Consider the following 15,544-nt stretch of genomic DNA (forward strand, 5'->3'; position numbering starts at 1 on the left):
CAACAGGCGCTGCTGCGGATCCATCGCCACAGCCTCCCGCGGACTGATCCCGAAGAACGCTGCGTCGAACCCGGCCACATCGTGCAGGAACCCACCGCGGGCCGGCAGGTCGGGAGGGACTGTCCAGCCCCGGTCGGAGGGAAAGCCAGCCAGCACGTCACGACCAGCACGCGCCACCTGCCATAGGTCCTCCGGACAACCGATCCCGCCGGGATAACGGCACGCCATCCCGACGATCGCGATCGGCTCACTCGATGATCCCGCGGACCGGGTCTGCACAACGTTGTCGCGCATGCCTCGCTGTCGCATCCGCTTTCGCAAATATATGGCCATACGCTGCGGTGTGGGGTGGTCGAAGACAATCCCGGCCGGCAGCCTCAACCCGATAGCGACGGCGAGAGCATCGCGGATCCGCACAGCACCCAGAGAGTCGATGCCCCGATCACGGAAGGACACGCCCGCGCCCATCGCCGGGGACGGGGACACTCCGAGCACGTTGCCCACGGTCCGCTCGACGAGCTCGGCAAGTGCACGTTCGTCGAGCTCATCGGCATATCGATTCTCCTCCGCAAGTGGCACCACGTCCGCGGCCCATCCGGAAGAGGCTCCGGTTGTGGCTGGCGGCGTCGGCAGAGCAGGATCAAGGTGGCGCCTCAGAACCTTGCCGGACGCCGTGCGCGGTAGGTCAGTGGTGACGCGGAACGCCACAGGCACCTTCCCCGCGCCGAGCTCTCGCCGACACACCTCGACGACCACATCCAGGTCGAGCTGGGGCGCATCAGCGGGTACTAGAAACGCGACGGGGACTTGACCGAGATCGTCGTCCCTACGACCTACCACGGCCGCGTCTGCAACCCCCGGCACCGACCGCAGCACGTTCTCCACCTCGACGGGATGAATGTTGTCCCCGCCCCGGATTATCAGATCGTCGCGTCGCCCACTGACGTGCAGGAAGCCCTGTTCGTCCTGACGCGCCAAGTCGCCCGTGTGGTAAAAGCCGTCTCTCAAGACGCGATCGGTGGCGTCCGGAAGACCGTGGTAACCGAGCATGAGATTGGGCCCCGACACCCAGACCTCACCCTCCTCGCCCGGCTCGACGTCCCGGCCCGAGCTGGGCTCGACGATCCGCGTCGTCACACCGGGGACTGGCTGCCCACATGAGCCCGGCACGCGTGGCCCGCCGGGTCGCTCGGTCGCGATGGAACCGTTGGTCTCCGTACTGGCGTAGAGATTGACGAGCTTGCATCCGACTACGTCGGCGATGGCGTCGCCGAGCGTCGAGGGACCAATCGCACCGGCCATCACGCACATTCGTAGCGAGGGCATTGCCTGTGGGCGCTCGCGCAGTCTCGTTAGCATCCGGCTGTATAGAGTGGGCACTCCGGCGATCACAGTGGCGCCGTGTTCGACGACCTCGGCGATGACGTCATCCGGCGCCATCCCAGGCACGAGCCTGCACTGCGCACCAGTCGCCATCACGCCGACGATGCAGAACACGTGCGACCAGCTGTGTTGCAGCGGAAGCGGCCACACCACGACGTCCGCAGTGTCCAGCCCGAGGACTGCCGCATAACACGCGGCCACTGACCACAGGCAGCTGCGCTGCGTCGAGACGACCCCCTTGGGCCGACCTGATGTACCCGATGTGTAGATCATGAAAGCCGGGTCGTCCAGACCCAGGTCGTCGCGTGGACCGACCTCGGACTCTTGCTCTAGGAACACGTCAACGTCGTGCAGATGTGGGCTGTCCGCTCCGGTCACCTGGCCGACAACGAGCAGCAGGCCTTGCAAGGCCGCCGAGCCGGCGTGCCGCTCAGCCATCTCGCCCGTGACCACCACACAGGAGGCGCCGCTGTCATGCACGATGTGGCCCAACTCGACTGTAGTGCTGCGGGGATCAACCGGTACCGCGATCGCAGACACGCGGTGAACCGCCAGCCAGACCTCGATGGTCGTTACCTGCTCGGGCAGGCCTATCACCACCCGATCACCTCGCTGGACACCCAGCGCAGCCATGTGTCCAGCGAGCCGCCCCGACCGCTCCCACAGCTGCGCCCACGTCACCTTGATGTTGATGTCGGAGTACGCGACGTCGTCGCCGCGATCAGTCGCGTGCCGGGCAACGAGAACGTGCAGGGGCTGGATGAGATCTGACCGCAACGGGTACTCCTTCTCGGGCCTGGCGATTCGAGCGGCAATCGTGACGAATTGCGCACGACGATGCGGACCGCCGGCTCCATGGCACGCACAGGAAAGCGGAAAGGTGGTTCGAACCGAATCTGGACAACACGGCGATAGCGGCAGACGTTGGCGCCGTAATAAGGCCCAAGATCGCAGCAGCGTTTAAGTCGACCGATTGCCCAGCGAGAGTGCCCTGTCCCGCAGGACCTCTAGAATGTGACTAGCCTGACAAATAGTACATGCGTCACGGCTCTGTAACGAACGCGAAACAACACAGGCCATCAAGCCCCCACCCGCCCCGACAGTGATGTGGTCGTGATCGACGCTACACCCAGATCTCGAACGATGGAAGGTGCATCAGTGCGGCCATGTCGGTCTACGAGGCGAAGGACGAGGCAGGGGTCATGCGAGCCGAGCGGCAGGTACGCTTGCGACACGTACTCGTTTCGTTGCCTTCACAAGCAGGGCGCTCCAACCCCGGGCATCACAGCGCGGAGCTCGGCGCAGTGTGTCGAGCATAACAAGACACAGGCGCTACTGACAGGCCATAGTGTCCTTTGCGGGAAGGAGTAACCGCCGATTACTCGACACGATCCCAGCCCGTTGTATTAGCGACGAATGGAGTTGTCGATGGTTCTCGAAGTAGTGCAATTACGCGTCATTGAACAAGTTGAGCAGGAGATATGACTAATCTCAGATGCTCAATTGATGCGAAGGCTGACAAGCACGAGAACATACTCGGGGTCGTCAGGTACGGCACCAGTTCAAGTGATCCGTCGATCACTAGTGGATTCCCAGTCGTCACTGTTCACTCGACAGCGCGCACCGACGAAGAATTCCAGGAAGTCTGGACCACGTCGGCGCCCGTTCAATCTGACCGAGACGGCGACATATACTATGCAATGGATGGGGAGACTCTTTTTTGCGCATGCCGAGTTCCAGAGTCGGCCACATATCGAGATTCGGTTCGAGCGGCATATGAGAGCACCCTAACACTCGTCCACAATTTGAACTATCCGAACATATTCAGGATTTGGAATTACGTTTCCGGCATAAATGATCGCAATTCTAGTGGCCTTGAGATCTACCGCGACTTCTGCCACGGTCGAGCGGAAGCTCTATCCACTATGCAAGGCCAATGGACCACTCGCCTACCAGCGGCCACAGGAATCGGCTCGCTAAGCGGCGGAATCGTCATCTACTGCCTCAGCGCCAGGACTGGATTCCCGTCGCACTTCGAAAATCCTCATCAGATTCCAGCCTACCGCTATCCAAGTCAGTACGGTCCACGATCTCCGAGTTTCGCTCGTGCAACAATGGTGCAGCATTCGCCGAACAACACTCACCGAATTCTATACCTGTCCGGCACGGCCAGCGTGGTAGGGCACGAGACCGCTCACCCCGGCGACTTGCGCAGACAGTTCGTCACGACGATGGAGAACATCGAGACCCTTCTGCAATCGATCTCGACGGACACAGGCGACCCTCTCTGCGTCAATCAGTTCAGGCTAATGAAGGTGTACGTTCGACGGTCGGAGGACATGCCGCTAGTGAGGGAGATGCTCCGCGACGCCCTCGTGCCCAGGACGCAGCTAAGGCTGGTCAACGCTGACATCTGCCGATCGGACCTACTGCTCGAGATCGAAGGAGTACTTGACGCTACCGATGTTGGACACCCTCCGACATGACCTGCTTGACCTTTGCCGCACAGCCTCAGTCGCGTCATAATGATTGGAGAAGTCGTGCTAGAAGGTAATGGCCCCGCCCTACCGCCCGCCGGGTCCGTGCTCGACGAAGGCCTGCTTGCATTGTTCGGCGAGCACGGAAATGGGAACCTCGTTACATTGAAGCGGGACGGCCGCCCGCAGATGTCGGTGGTGTCCTATGCATTTGACGCTGCTAAACGCACAATTCAGGTCTCGGTCACAGAATCGCGTGCGAAGTCTCGCAACCTTCGCCGCGACCCTCGCGCAAGCTTTATGGTGACTGGTCCAGGCATGGAAGTGTATGTGGTAGGCGAAGGAATTGCGGCGCTCACACCACCCGCAACCGATCCACAGGATGCGACGGTCGAGGCCACTGTCATCCTCTACCGGGCCATCGTCGGCGAGCATCCGGACTGGGATGCATTCCGCGCCGCACTAGTAGCCGACCAGCGGGTCGTCCTCACACTGCCACTCGACCATGTGTATGGATGGACGGGGCCCGCCGACCAAGATTGACGACCGAACCTCGCCCCGCCGGGGCAAGTCGAGCTGGATGTCACCTTTCTTCTTGGTCGTCATCCGTACAGCGGTGACGGTTCTGCCTGAGCGGGCTCATGCTGCTGGGCTACCACTCAGCGTGTCTATGCGTGGATCTTGATCACTTGTGTTGATCTTGTGTGCACGCGGTACTGCGGTGACGATGGCCCGGTGGTCGCCGATGACTCGGCGTCCCGTGCGGTCTTCACAACTGGTCAGTAGAGCTCGACTCGTCGACCGCTCGTATGGCCGGGCCCATTGGTCATGCCAAGTCCACAGCACCTCCACGACCTGCCCGACAACCCCCGGTGAGGCGACCCACTCCGGGCAGCGGAACACCGACTCCGAGGCCGGCAGATCCCGACTCGGCGGCAGCGGTGGTGATCACGGCGCCGATCCGGTCGGGGTAGGCGGTGCGTTCGACCATCACCGGTCGCCCGTCCAACAGCCGCACCCGCAGCAGGAACCACACCGGCGACCGCGGCGGCACGGCGAGCTCGTGGCACTCCCGTTCCGTCCCGGGGCGGCGCTCCAACGAGACCACCCGACCGGACGGCGTCGCCCCCGTCGACCGGGCCCACAACGTGAAGCTCCGCAGTTCCGCGAAACCCTGCCGGCGCACGCCACCGGCCACCACCCGGCGGGCCCCCTGCCGCGACATCACCACGCCCTCGGCCCGCAACGCCGCGAACGCCTGCCGCACCGTGCCCCTCGACACCCCGTACTGCTCGGCGAGCACGCTCTCCGACGGCAGACTCGAACCCGGCGGGTGCAGCCCGCCCTCGATCCCGGCCAGGATCCCGTTCACGACCCGTCGGTACAACAGATCCACGACCGGCTCACCCACAACCCACCACCACTCCCGGGACGCCGAACCCGCCACAACGCTACGGCGGGCAGGTAGGAACAGCCCACCCGCGGTTTGATCAACTGCACCATCGAACCGCGACGACCCTCCGTCGCAGCCGACACGCCCCGTCGAAGGCGTTCAGCGCCTGTCGAGCGGCAGCCAAGCACGGAACGGGTGAACAAGGCGCCAACGCCGCCACCACCGAATGGAACAAGCTTGCCGGACCTGACGAGTAGACAAGGGGTCCCTGCCACCGGGCCTGACTTCAGGGCAAGTCCGGCCGGACCTGATGACTCGTCAAGGGGTCACGGAGTTAGCGTATCCTTCTCGAAGCATCTATGCAGGTCAGGACGTTGATCACTGTCCACAGTGTCAGATTGACTCCTTGTCCCCCAGCCCGGCCCGAAGAGTCCGCTGACCTGCGGAAACAGACCCTGCGCACGTCATCGTGGTGCAGGTCGAAGCAGTTCAGGACCGTTCACCCCGGTTCAGCGCAGATCTGTGCTCCAGATTTGCTCCACACGCAACAGTCAATCGAACGGTGGGCCCTTGACGGCACTCCGTGGGCGAGAACGGCGACGATGAGGTGCCGGACCCGTGCCTCCGCGGTGGGTCGATCCAGGCCGCGGTCACGGCGCAGGAGCTTCCAGGTGTATACATCGGTCGCGACGACCAGCAGATCGGTGAGTTCCTCGCGCACAGCTTCCGGTCACGCCGCGAACTGCGGGGCGAACACCTCCGCGACCAGCTCCCGATAAATGCAACGTCCGAAGTCACATGTTCGGGCGGAAGCTGTCGTCGAACAATTCCTGGGCCCAGCAGCTTCAGCACCCCGATCCCCCGCCGCTCGTACTGATCGAAGATCGCGTGCACGGCGGCGGGCACGTCACCCGCGGGCGCCGCCCGATCCTGCTGGATCTCCTCCATACCGAACTGCGATGCCCTTGGTCGGCGGGGACCGGCCTGTGCGAGGTCACGCCACGACGAGGCTCGTCGCTGCGGCACGAGCGAGCCTGGCACGGGCCCTGGCACAAGCCCGCCCCGCGCCGCGGGCTCGGCGGCCCCACCGTCCCAATGCTGCAGCGCCGGCAAGCCGGGATGGTGTCGGGCGAGCCGAGTCCACAGGTCCGGGACGAACTTGCCAAGCCCGACCGACGCTCCGCGCGGCACGATGTGCAGTGATCACGACGGGCCGATCACCGTCCCTGCGCGTCATGAGCCGAAGACGAGCCGTTCGCGGCGCCTGAAGCTTGGTCGCACCAGCGCCAGAATCGGGGTAAGAACTGGCCCCGCCGTGCGCCGGAGTCGGGCGTACTCCTCAGGTGTGGCGACGCTGACGATTCGGGGCAACGAGAACGTCAACTCGTAGCGGGCGCCGGGCCCGCTCTTGCGGGCGGCTTGCTCGGTTCGCGCCCACTCCGCGGCGGGTACGTATTTCTCCACGACGGGGAAGATGGCAGCCTCCTCCGCCTCGATGTGCTCGTCGAGCTCATCGCGCACGCGGGCCAGTCCGGCGGCGAGCTCGACCGCGCTGTCGCGGCGACGGTCCTCAGGCGCTTGGGCAAAGGTGGTGGCCGCGACCCGAACGGTGTCGAGCATCGGGTCCAGGGCGCTGTGGTCGTCGCTGAGTACCGCGAGATCGACACTGTCGCCCGCGTACTGGGCGATCACCGGCCAGCCGATCTCGTCCTCGGCGGCGTGGTGATGGTGGATCTCGTCGCACAGATCGCGGCACCAGCGCACAAGCGCAGCCGTACGCCGGTTCGGGCAGTCTGTCCGGCCGGCGGCGATCGCCTCGACGACGGCGGTCAACCGGTGCAGGTCGGCGCGCATCATGCGATGGCCGAGGGTCATCCCCAGCAGGTCGGGGACATCAGGTCGGGGTCCGGACACGGTAGGTCCTCTCATCGGGGAGGTCCCACGATGCCGGGTGGCTCTTGGTGGCGACTTGCTCGCGGCTTGGTCCTGCGACGGTGGCGTCGCGTGTCGATCAGCCTGGACCGGCGAGCGCCTGCTCAGCACGACGAGACCAGTGCGGCGCCCCCACCTCGCGGGCCACCTCGGCGGCCTGCTGTAGATGCGCGGCGCGCTCCCCTGGTCGGCCGAGCATCCCGGCGAGGTCGGCGAGTACGTGGGCGACCGGGCCGAGGGTCACGGTGCCGCTGGACAGCCCGGCGAACGTGCCCGCCCAGGGCAGGAGAATGTTATAGCAGCGCTGCGCCACATCACGCTCGCCGAGCGCCGAGGCGACCTGCGCGCGCAGAGCCATCCACAGCAGCCAGTAGTAGGTGCGGGGTGGTTCGACCTCGGGTTGCCACACCGCGCGCGCCTCGTCGTACCGACCGGCCGCCACCAGCGCGGCAGCCGGGAGGTCGGAGTAGGCCGAGGGCATCCCGGGCAGCAGCGCCACCACCTCGTCGGCGAGCTCGCCGAGTCTGCCCTGTGCGTGGCGCACCGCGAAGCGCCCCATGAAACCCATCATGGCGCCGTTGCTCGCCCCGGCCGAGACCAGCCGATCGGCGGCGGCCAGGTAAGCCTCCTCCGCGCGCGACAAGTCGCCCATGACCAGCGCCCGCAGCGCCACGTAGAGCGCGGCCCAGTCGAGGGTGAACTCTAGCTGCCCGCCCGGCGCCGCGGCCACGGCGGCATCCACCTGATGCTGCGCCTCCTCGAAGTCGTGCCGAGCGAGGGCGACCATGAACTGCAGGTGGTGTCCCTGCGAGCGGTATCCGGGATGACCGGCAGCGTCGGCCGTCGCGTACAACTCGGCGCCGACCCCGGCCAGCTCGGCCCAGAAATCCGGGCCGACGATCGCGAATGATCGCGCCGTGAGAACCGCGCAGCGCAGGATCGGGTCGTCAAGTCCCGCCGAGAGCTCCATGGCCTCCGCGCTGGCCGTCTGGACCCGCGCGTCGTCGTGGCTCTCCAGCTCGAACACCAACGCAGCAAGAAGCCGGCAGCGCAGCGCGATCTCATCGGCCGGGATACAGCGCAGCGCATCCTCGATCAGCCCCACCAGCTCATCGTCCACGCGCGCGTCCGGCCGAATCGTCCAGGTCACCGGGGCGTCGTAGCTGGTCAAGGCATGCAACAGGCACTCGGTGCCGACCGCAAGCGTGACTGCCTCCCGGCGGGCCGCTACGGCCGCCCTGACGTCCCCGGCATGGGCGAGCGAGGAGACGTGCGCGCACCGCAGGACGATCTCGCGATCGGCCTCGACGCCGGCCGACCCGGCCAGATCGATCACCGCGCCCCACAGCCGGGCCGCCTCGCGGTGCGCGCCGAACCGGTCGGCGGCCCGAGCCGCCGCGACGCCGTGCTCCACCGCGCGCGCCGGGCGCACGGCGGTCCCGGCCGCGAGCGCGTGGTGGGCAAGTACGGCGTGGTCGTCCGGACGGACGGCGGCCAGTGCGTCGAGCGCGGCGGCATGCAGCCGGGTGCGACGCAGCCGCGGTATCTCGTCGTAGAGGGTGTCGCAGACCAGGGCGTGGGCGAACCGGACGCGACCCGGCGCCGGTTCGATCAACAATCCGTTGAGCACGCCCAGCTCCAGCGCGCCGAGCACAACCTCCTCCCCGCCGAGGCCGCTCGCCAGCCGCAGTAACGGCTCGATCTCGATGTCGCGCCCGAGCACGACGGCGTACCGCAGGACCGTCTGCGCCGGCGCGGGCAACCGGCCGAGCCTGCGGCGCAGGACGTCACGGACACCGGCGGGCACCGCGTGCGCGGCCGTCTGCTCGCCCTCCACAGCGATCAGCCGGGCGAGTTCACGCACGAACAGCGGGTTGCCGCCGGTGCGCCGAGAAACGAGCGCCACCGTCGCCGGAGCCGGCTCGGGGACACCGTGCCGGCCGAGCAGAGCGCGGACGTCGTCCTCGCTAAGACCGGCCAGGTCGACCCGGTCGGCGATCGGCCCGGCCAGCGCGGCGAGCGCGGACTCCAGGTCGGGACCGACCTCGCCGGGCCGCAGGGTGGCGACGATCAGCACCGGTGTCCCCCAGTGCCCTCGACCACCGACCGCAGCAGTTGCAGCGTCTGACCATCGGCCCGGTGCAGGTCATCCAGCACGAGCAGCAGGGGACGCTCCCGTACGGCGGCGCCGGTGAGCAGGTCGACCATGGCGCGGGCGAGCCAGAATGTCTGTTCCGGCGCGCTCGGCCCCGACCCCGTGCGAAAGTTGTCGAGTCTGGCCAGCAGCGCAGGGTCCGCCGGATGAGCGGCGAGTACCTCCTCGACCACCTCGCGCCACGCCCATCCGGGCGGGGCGCCGTCGGCCTCAGGACAGCGCCCGAGCGCGGTCGTCCAGCCCGCCGCGGCCTGGGCGACACGGAAAACGTCCAGGAGCGTGGTCTTGCCACCACCCGCATCACAGGAGACGAGGACCAGCTGAACGCCACGGATGGCACGCCGGGCCACAGCCTGCAGCCGCGCCAGTTCCCGCGTCCGTCCGAGCAGGCCGGGCGGCGCCGCGGGAGCGGCGAGGGGCGCGGCGGGCAGCCCGACGGGGGCGAGGATGTGCTCCGCCTGATCCAACACGTCGCGCTCGAGGGCGCGCAGCTGCGGCCCGGGGTCCACGCCGAGCTCGTCGGCCAGCCGCCGCCGCGCCCTGGCCAACACCCCGAGGGCGTCGGCCTGTCGGCCGGATCGGTAGAGCGCCGACACCAGCAGGGCTATGGCGCCCTCGCGCAACGGGTGGTCGTGCAGCAGCCGATCCAGATCCGGAACCGCGGCGGACGCTCGGCCCTGCGCAAGCCGCGCGCCCGCCAACAGCTCCATCGCGACGAGCCGCAGTTCCTCCAGCCGTGCCACCTCTGGCACTGCCCACGCCTCACCGGCGAACTCCGCGAACGCCGGGCCCGACCACAGCGCGAGCGCCCGCCCCAACAACGCCTCCGACGCCTCCGGTGGTACCCAACCGCCGCGTCGAGCAACATGCGAAAGCTGCGGCTGTCCAGTGCCTCGGCCGGCAACGACAGCGCATAACCCGGTGGCACGCTGACCAACACCGTCGCCGGCGCGCGCCTGGGCCTGTCAGGTTCCAGCGCGCGCCGCAGGTGCGAGACGTGCACCTGCAGAGCGCCCAGGGCCCGCGGCGGCGGCTCGCCATGCCACAGATCGTCGATCAGCCGATCGGTGGACACCACCTGCCCGTCCGCCACCGCCAGCCGAGCCAGAACAGCCCGTTGCAGACGTCCACCGAGATCCACTGCGGCGCCGCCGACCTCGGCCCGCAACGGGCCGAGTACCAACAACGAGGCGGCCGCACTCATCTCGACTCACCATCGGGCAAGTCGCCACGGACGCCGCTCTCCTCACACATCGCACTGAGGAGGTCGCCGACCACCTGCACACCGTTTCACCGGCAACGCCCGGTGCCTACCCTCCATGAGAACGGCTACGACGGCCGTAGGTCGTTGCCCCATCGCACCAGACGGCCCAGTCCTCGCCCACCCGCCTGTGTCCCTACTGATCACGAACCAGAGGTCGCGCCGATCGACTGAGGTCTGTCGGATGAACTGGGATCGATTCCGACTGGCGGACCTGACGAGTAGTCAAGTCCGCCCGGGCCTGACGACTCGTCAAGGGGTCACGCAGCGTACCCACGATTATCACTACATCTGTGCTGGTCAGAGCGTTGATCACTGTCCACAGTGTCAGATTGACTCCTTGTCCCCAGCCCGGCCCGGCAACGACGCTGAACTGCGGAAACAGACTCTGCGCACGTCACGCCGGTGCAGTTCGACGCCGTTCAGTGCAGCTCACGCCGGTTCACGCCAGGTCCGTGCTCCAGGTTCGCTCCACCTTGTCCAGTCAATGTTGAGCGCACGTTCGAAGTGCGACCACTTGACCTCGACGCAAAAGGGCGTCCCACTACGGCGACGGTACTGATCAGGTACGGGCGCCGACAGCGGTGCTGGTCGGTAGGCACATGGCCGATGCTGGAGCCGCCTCAGCGCTAATCGAGGTTCGCGCCTGCGTTTGCGGCTCTGCGTCAGCGGTCCGGACCACCCGTGAGGTCATGGGCCATAGCGCACCGGCCCCACGCGTCGAGGCCGAACGCGGCTTCTTCGGCACGCGCCGCGGCCAACTCCACGCCGAGCTCGTCCACCTCGAGCGCGCGATAACCGAGCCGCCGGTAGTACGGCGCGTTCCAGGAGACGTCGGTGAACGTGGTGAGCGTGACCCTCGCGTATCCCTCCGCCCGCGCCCAGTCCTCAGCCGTCTCGACTAGCCGCCTGCCCACCCCTCGCCCCTGGTGGGACCGGACAGTGGAGACCTGATCGATGTGGGCGTCCCCGTCCACGACCCGAACCACGATGCAGCCAACGAGACGATCGTCGCCCGCCGCCACCCAGATGTGGCCGGCCTGGATCTGGGCCTCCACGTCCTCCACCGCGGGCGGCGGGTTGTCCGACACTTCCGCCATATCGGCGTCGCGGAACATGGACCCTGCATCGAGGATTACCGCAATAACCGCAACCGCGTCGTCGACGGTCGCGGTGCGGATCCGGTAGGCGTCGGAACGCCGTGCAGGTTGTGGCGCCGGGAGAGTCTAGGAGGCGGACAGGATCGCCGTGAGGCCGCGGGGTACAGGTCCGGTCAGTCACCCCTTGTCGAGGTGGCCATCAGGAGCAATCCTCGACGGCTCCGGACTGTTGTCGTCGCTCTCCCTGCCCGGACCCCAGCGGGTACGCGCGCCTGCGACAGCAGCACGACCGGTCGGGTTGCTCACAGCTCGCGCTCTCGCCCCTGAGGTCGCCTGGCCGCGTGCTCGGCGTGTCCGTCGAGCGAGTCGAGCTACCCCGGGCCAGTCCCGACTGCGGCGGGGTCGATCACAGCTGCCCCTCCCTCGCGTTCAACTATTGCTCCTGCCCGACCTGACGATCAGCTGCGGGCACAGTTGCGGCGGCGGTGGGCCGAGAAGCCACTCGTTGGCGTCGCCGTCGATGTCGAGCGCACCGACGGTGCCACACCCCGACGACGACCTACCTACCTACTGCGCTTCGTCGGTCCAGGTCTGCCTCGCCGTCAGCCGCGCGCCATTGGGTCGGGCGGGTTGAGGTTTCCGGGAGTCGCCGCAACGACGGGCCCGCTCGCCGACGCGCGGGCAGCCATGTGGCTGCGCATCAAGATGGAGGCGGCAGCCAGGACCGCCATCAGCACCGCGAGCAGCGACCAAAGTCCCTGCGGGGACCAGGCGAGTCCGGCGCTGTACACCAACGGCGCCATTGCGCTCCCCACTCCGAGGAACGTGTGCTGAAGCCCCACGTACCCGCCGAGCCGGTGCGGCGGAGCGAGCTCGGTGACGACTACCATCCCCGTCACTGAGGTGATCATCTCGCCGGCAGTGAAGACGCAGACGGCGACCACAACGAACACGACGGCGCCCGCACCGTCCAGTCCGGGCGACAGCGCGAGCATGGCGAACGTGATGGCATAGGCCACCAGCCCGTACCCAAACATCCTGACGGCAGGATGCCGGGCCACCCGGGCCGAGACGGGCAACTGAAGAAGGGTCACCAGCAGCGTGTTGACGAGGAAGACCAGGCTGATCGTCCACTCCGGCAGCCCCAATGTGACCACCAAGTACACCGGTAGTCCGATCTCGATGGCGAGGCCGGCAAGGATCCACAATCCGTTGACGGTTGCGAAGCAGACCATCAGACGGTCCCTCCAGATCGCCATGGATGGCCCGTCCGCGCCCTGCTCGGCCGAGCCGGGACGGCTCTGCCGACGACGCGACGGAATGGGCAGGTACAACAACGCCACGAGCAGGAAGCTGACGGCGTTGGCGACCACGATTAGTGCGTACTGACCGGTCAGGGCGAGCAGAGCGCCGCCCAGGAGCGCACCGGCCCCGAGGCCTGCATTCAGTGTCATGCGAGACAGGGCGAACCAGGCGGGCCGCTCCTTCTCTTCCGCCAGCTCACTGACGATCACCTGACCTGCGACCATGTCGGTGCGGTCTGCGATTGCCACCGCGGTCGCCACAAGGGCGAACAACCAGACGTTGTTGATGGCCAGGTAGACCGGGAACAGCAGGGCCCGGGTGATCGCCAAGACGATGATCACGTTGCGGGCGCCAAACCTGTCGAGGGCGCGGCTGGTGAACGACACACACGCGGCGCTCACCAGCGCAGCGAACGTGAGCACCGCGCCGGCACTCACCAGTGGCAAGCCGAGCCGCTCGGTGAAGAAGAGCAGCATGAACGGGTAGAACATTCCGCTGCCCAGCGAGTTCACGAGGGCAGCGAGCGCGTAGCGCCGCGCGTACTGGCCCTGGGGTATGCCCCACCGTGCTCGACCGCTCACGCGGGGCCGGTCGTCCTCGGTCACTGAGAGGCCATCTGGTCCGGTGCGACGACTGCAGCGACGTCGTCGAAGCCGCTCATGTCACCGAGAGAGACAAGCAGGTTCCGGGGGCCGGTGAACGGCTTGCGGCCGTGCGCAGCCACCAGGTTATCGACGACGAGTAGGTCGCCCTGCTCCCAGTCGAAGACGACCTCGTGCCGCCCGTACACCTCGAGGACGTGCGCGACCTCCTCGACGGAGATCCGCGTTCCATCACCGAACGTCGCGTTGCGTGGCAGCTGCTCCTCGTCGAACATCATCAGCATCGACTCCCGGGTTTCGGGATCGAGACATGCCGGGTGCCAGTGCTGGAACTGAGTCACCCAGCAGCTTTCTCCGGTCACTGGGTGGACGACTGCCGCTGGACGCACGCAACGCGTCCGGAGCCCACCACCGATCAGCCACTCGACCTCGAACCCGTCGGCGACACACCTGCGCTCGACCTCGTTTCGGTCCTCGGTGCGGAAGACCTTCGACCAGTGCAGGCCGACGCCGGTCCCGTAGGCACGCAGGTAGGCGACGCCGTGTCTGACGAACTTGTCCCGAAGCTGCGGATCGAGCTCCGCGAAGACCTTCCGGCCGTCGACCAACGGGGTCTGCCCCCCGGTCTCGGCTGGGAGCCCGCAACCGAACAGGACCTTACGGGGCCACCTCTCGTTGAAGGTGGTCTCGTTGTGCCACATCAACGTAGCGGTGTTGCTGTAGGCGACCGGGGTGTAAACGTTGCGTGCAACCGGGTCATGGTCGTGCTCGCCGTTCTTATCAAACAAGGTGTCGCAAAACGCCTCAGCGGCATCCGCCATGGCCTGTGGGTGGTCCACCCCGAAGCCACGGAACAGCACCGCGCCCCGCTCAGCGAGCACGTTGTCGAGCTCGGCACCGTGCTCGGCCGCCACAGTGGCGAGGCTGGTTCCCGAAGTTGCGTGGACCACCGCGGGAAGCGCTGAGCTTGTCAGCAGGTCTGTGGGCTCGAGAGTCAAAGGGCTTCCTGTCGGAGTTGGGACGACGAGATCGAAGTCAGGAAGTAGCACGAGCGAGAACGTCGGACAGCTGCCGGGCGTAGGCGCGTACGTGTGCCTCGTGCATCACCGTTACGTGAGTACCCGGGGCATCGATGACACGAAGCTCGCCGCCCTCGGGCGGGGCCCACCCGAGCCTGGGGTCGGGGTCAGTATTCTGCTCGGCCCGAATCAGCGTCGTGCGCACAGCTAGAACGGCGGGCTCGTAGGCCCGGTAGGCATCATTGCAGCCGGCGTAGACCGTGAGGATTCGCGACAACTCGTCCTCGGTGAACGTCGGTGGCAGGGCCCCGGCTTCCACAGCGGTCTGGATGAAGTGGGCGACCCGCGCCTCAGCCGGCAGTGCAGCGAAGATTGCCGGTCCGAGCTGGTGCGCGACACTCTGGGCCAGGAACTGGGCGAGACCGGCAAGGAAGCCGGGATCCGTCAGGTCCATCTGGCCGGGTGCCGCGTCCCGGGTGCCGGTGTCAATCAGGACCAGCTCGGAAACTTCGTCACCCGAAGCCCGGAATTGTGCGGCCATCTCCACAGCCACCATACCCCCGAAGGACCAGCCGACGAGCGTGTACGGACCGTCAGGCTGTACCTCACGGACCGCCTCCACATAGCAAGTGGCCATCTGCACGAGGTCCGTGAGCACTTCCTGACCGTCCTCCAAACCCCGTGCCTGGATCCCGTAGATGTCGATACCCGGGCTCAGCTCTCGCACCATCACCGCGTACGACAGCACGTTGCCGCCCGCCGCGTGGACCCAGAAGCTGGGTCGGCTGTCCCTCGTCACGCGGATCGGGACGACGTGGCTCCACCGTCGCACTCGTCCGCGCCGGCGCGACGTTCGTCAACGGGAAGCTCGTGGAACGACCCGACGACAACCACCAACCGGAAGCCGCCTAAAGATC

General features: G+C 67.0%; 12 protein-coding genes and 2 pseudogenes. 3 read left to right on the top strand and 11 right to left on the bottom strand.

The genetic code is table 11. The annotated features are described in order from the left end of the window. The coding region (locus BGP03_RS32845) for an AMP-binding protein (protein WP_299738657.1) at nucleotides 1-2,160 on the bottom strand (2,160 nt) is incomplete at its 3' end. 704 nt (nucleotides 2,161-2,864) lie between these two features. Between BGP03_RS32845 and BGP03_RS32850 the strand changes: the two genes are divergently transcribed. Next, nucleotides 2,865-3,869, top strand: coding sequence for an FkbO/Hyg5 family chorismatase (locus BGP03_RS32850; protein WP_298795510.1), 1,005 nt, complete (start codon nucleotides 2,865-2,867; stop codon nucleotides 3,867-3,869). A 96-nt stretch (nucleotides 3,870-3,965) separates the two neighbouring features. Then, a complete protein-coding gene (locus tag BGP03_RS32855) occupies nucleotides 3,966-4,403 on the top strand; it encodes a PPOX class F420-dependent oxidoreductase (RefSeq protein WP_298795507.1) in 438 nt (145 codons plus the stop codon). 283 nt (nucleotides 4,404-4,686) lie between these two features. Here BGP03_RS32855 and BGP03_RS32860 read toward each other — a convergent pair whose 3' ends face one another. Then, complete coding sequence (locus BGP03_RS32860) at nucleotides 4,687-5,307, bottom strand: GntR family transcriptional regulator (protein ID WP_363094935.1); 621 nt, start codon at nucleotides 5,305-5,307, stop codon at nucleotides 4,687-4,689. A 744-nt stretch (nucleotides 5,308-6,051) separates the two neighbouring features. On the opposite strand from BGP03_RS32860, the gene BGP03_RS32865 reads away from it, so the two are divergent. Further along, nucleotides 6,052-6,456: a hypothetical protein gene (locus tag BGP03_RS32865; protein ID WP_298795503.1), complete on the top strand. Its 405-nt coding sequence runs from the start codon at nucleotides 6,052-6,054 to the stop codon at nucleotides 6,454-6,456. Between the two features lie 30 nt (nucleotides 6,457-6,486). Here the strand turns inward: BGP03_RS32865 and BGP03_RS32870 are convergent, their stop codons facing one another. From BGP03_RS32870 to BGP03_RS32905, 9 genes and pseudogenes are all read right to left on the bottom strand, one after another. After that, nucleotides 6,487-7,167, bottom strand: coding sequence for a hemerythrin domain-containing protein (locus tag BGP03_RS32870; RefSeq protein ID WP_298795502.1), 681 nt, complete (start codon nucleotides 7,165-7,167; stop codon nucleotides 6,487-6,489). Nucleotides 7,168-7,264: 97 nt separating this feature from the next. After that, entirely contained in the window at nucleotides 7,265-9,262 is a 1,998-nt protein-coding gene (locus BGP03_RS32875) for a hypothetical protein (RefSeq protein ID WP_298795500.1), read from the bottom strand. Further along, complete coding sequence (locus BGP03_RS32880; protein ID WP_298795517.1) at nucleotides 9,256-9,810, bottom strand: ATP-binding protein; 555 nt, start codon at nucleotides 9,808-9,810, stop codon at nucleotides 9,256-9,258. Before BGP03_RS32880 ends, BGP03_RS32875 begins: the two co-directional genes overlap by 7 nt. 6 nt (nucleotides 9,811-9,816) lie before the next feature. Next, nucleotides 9,817-10,167, bottom strand: a pseudogene (locus BGP03_RS32885) (AfsR/SARP family transcriptional regulator); the annotation flags it as partial. A 92-nt stretch (nucleotides 10,168-10,259) separates the two neighbouring features. Further along, nucleotides 10,260-10,544, bottom strand: a pseudogene (locus BGP03_RS36160) (helix-turn-helix domain-containing protein); the annotation flags it as partial. Between the two features lie 722 nt (nucleotides 10,545-11,266). Next, nucleotides 11,267-11,719 carry a GNAT family N-acetyltransferase gene (locus tag BGP03_RS32890; protein WP_298795498.1) on the bottom strand — a complete coding sequence of 151 codons (453 nt, stop codon included), beginning with the start codon at nucleotides 11,717-11,719 and terminating at the stop codon, nucleotides 11,267-11,269. A gap of 584 nt (nucleotides 11,720-12,303) precedes the next feature. After that, nucleotides 12,304-13,611, bottom strand: a complete 1,308-nt coding sequence (locus BGP03_RS32895; protein ID WP_298795496.1) for an MFS transporter — start codon at nucleotides 13,609-13,611, stop codon at nucleotides 12,304-12,306. Beyond that, nucleotides 13,608-14,657 (bottom strand): TauD/TfdA family dioxygenase, encoded by a 1,050-nt coding sequence (locus tag BGP03_RS32900; RefSeq protein WP_363094939.1) that lies wholly within the window; start codon nucleotides 14,655-14,657, stop codon nucleotides 13,608-13,610. The genes BGP03_RS32895 and BGP03_RS32900 overlap by 4 nt, the downstream gene beginning before the upstream one ends. After that, on the bottom strand, nucleotides 14,644-15,426 hold the full coding sequence (locus tag BGP03_RS32905) for an alpha/beta fold hydrolase (RefSeq protein ID WP_298795494.1): 783 nt from the start codon (nucleotides 15,424-15,426) through the stop codon (nucleotides 14,644-14,646). The genes BGP03_RS32900 and BGP03_RS32905 overlap by 14 nt, the downstream gene beginning before the upstream one ends. Between the last annotated feature and the right edge of the window lie 118 nt (nucleotides 15,427-15,544).

Origin of the sequence: Pseudonocardia sp. 73-21 (genome assembly GCF_001899645.1) — a bacterium.
Lineage (GTDB): Bacteria > Actinomycetota > Actinomycetes > Mycobacteriales > Pseudonocardiaceae > Pseudonocardia.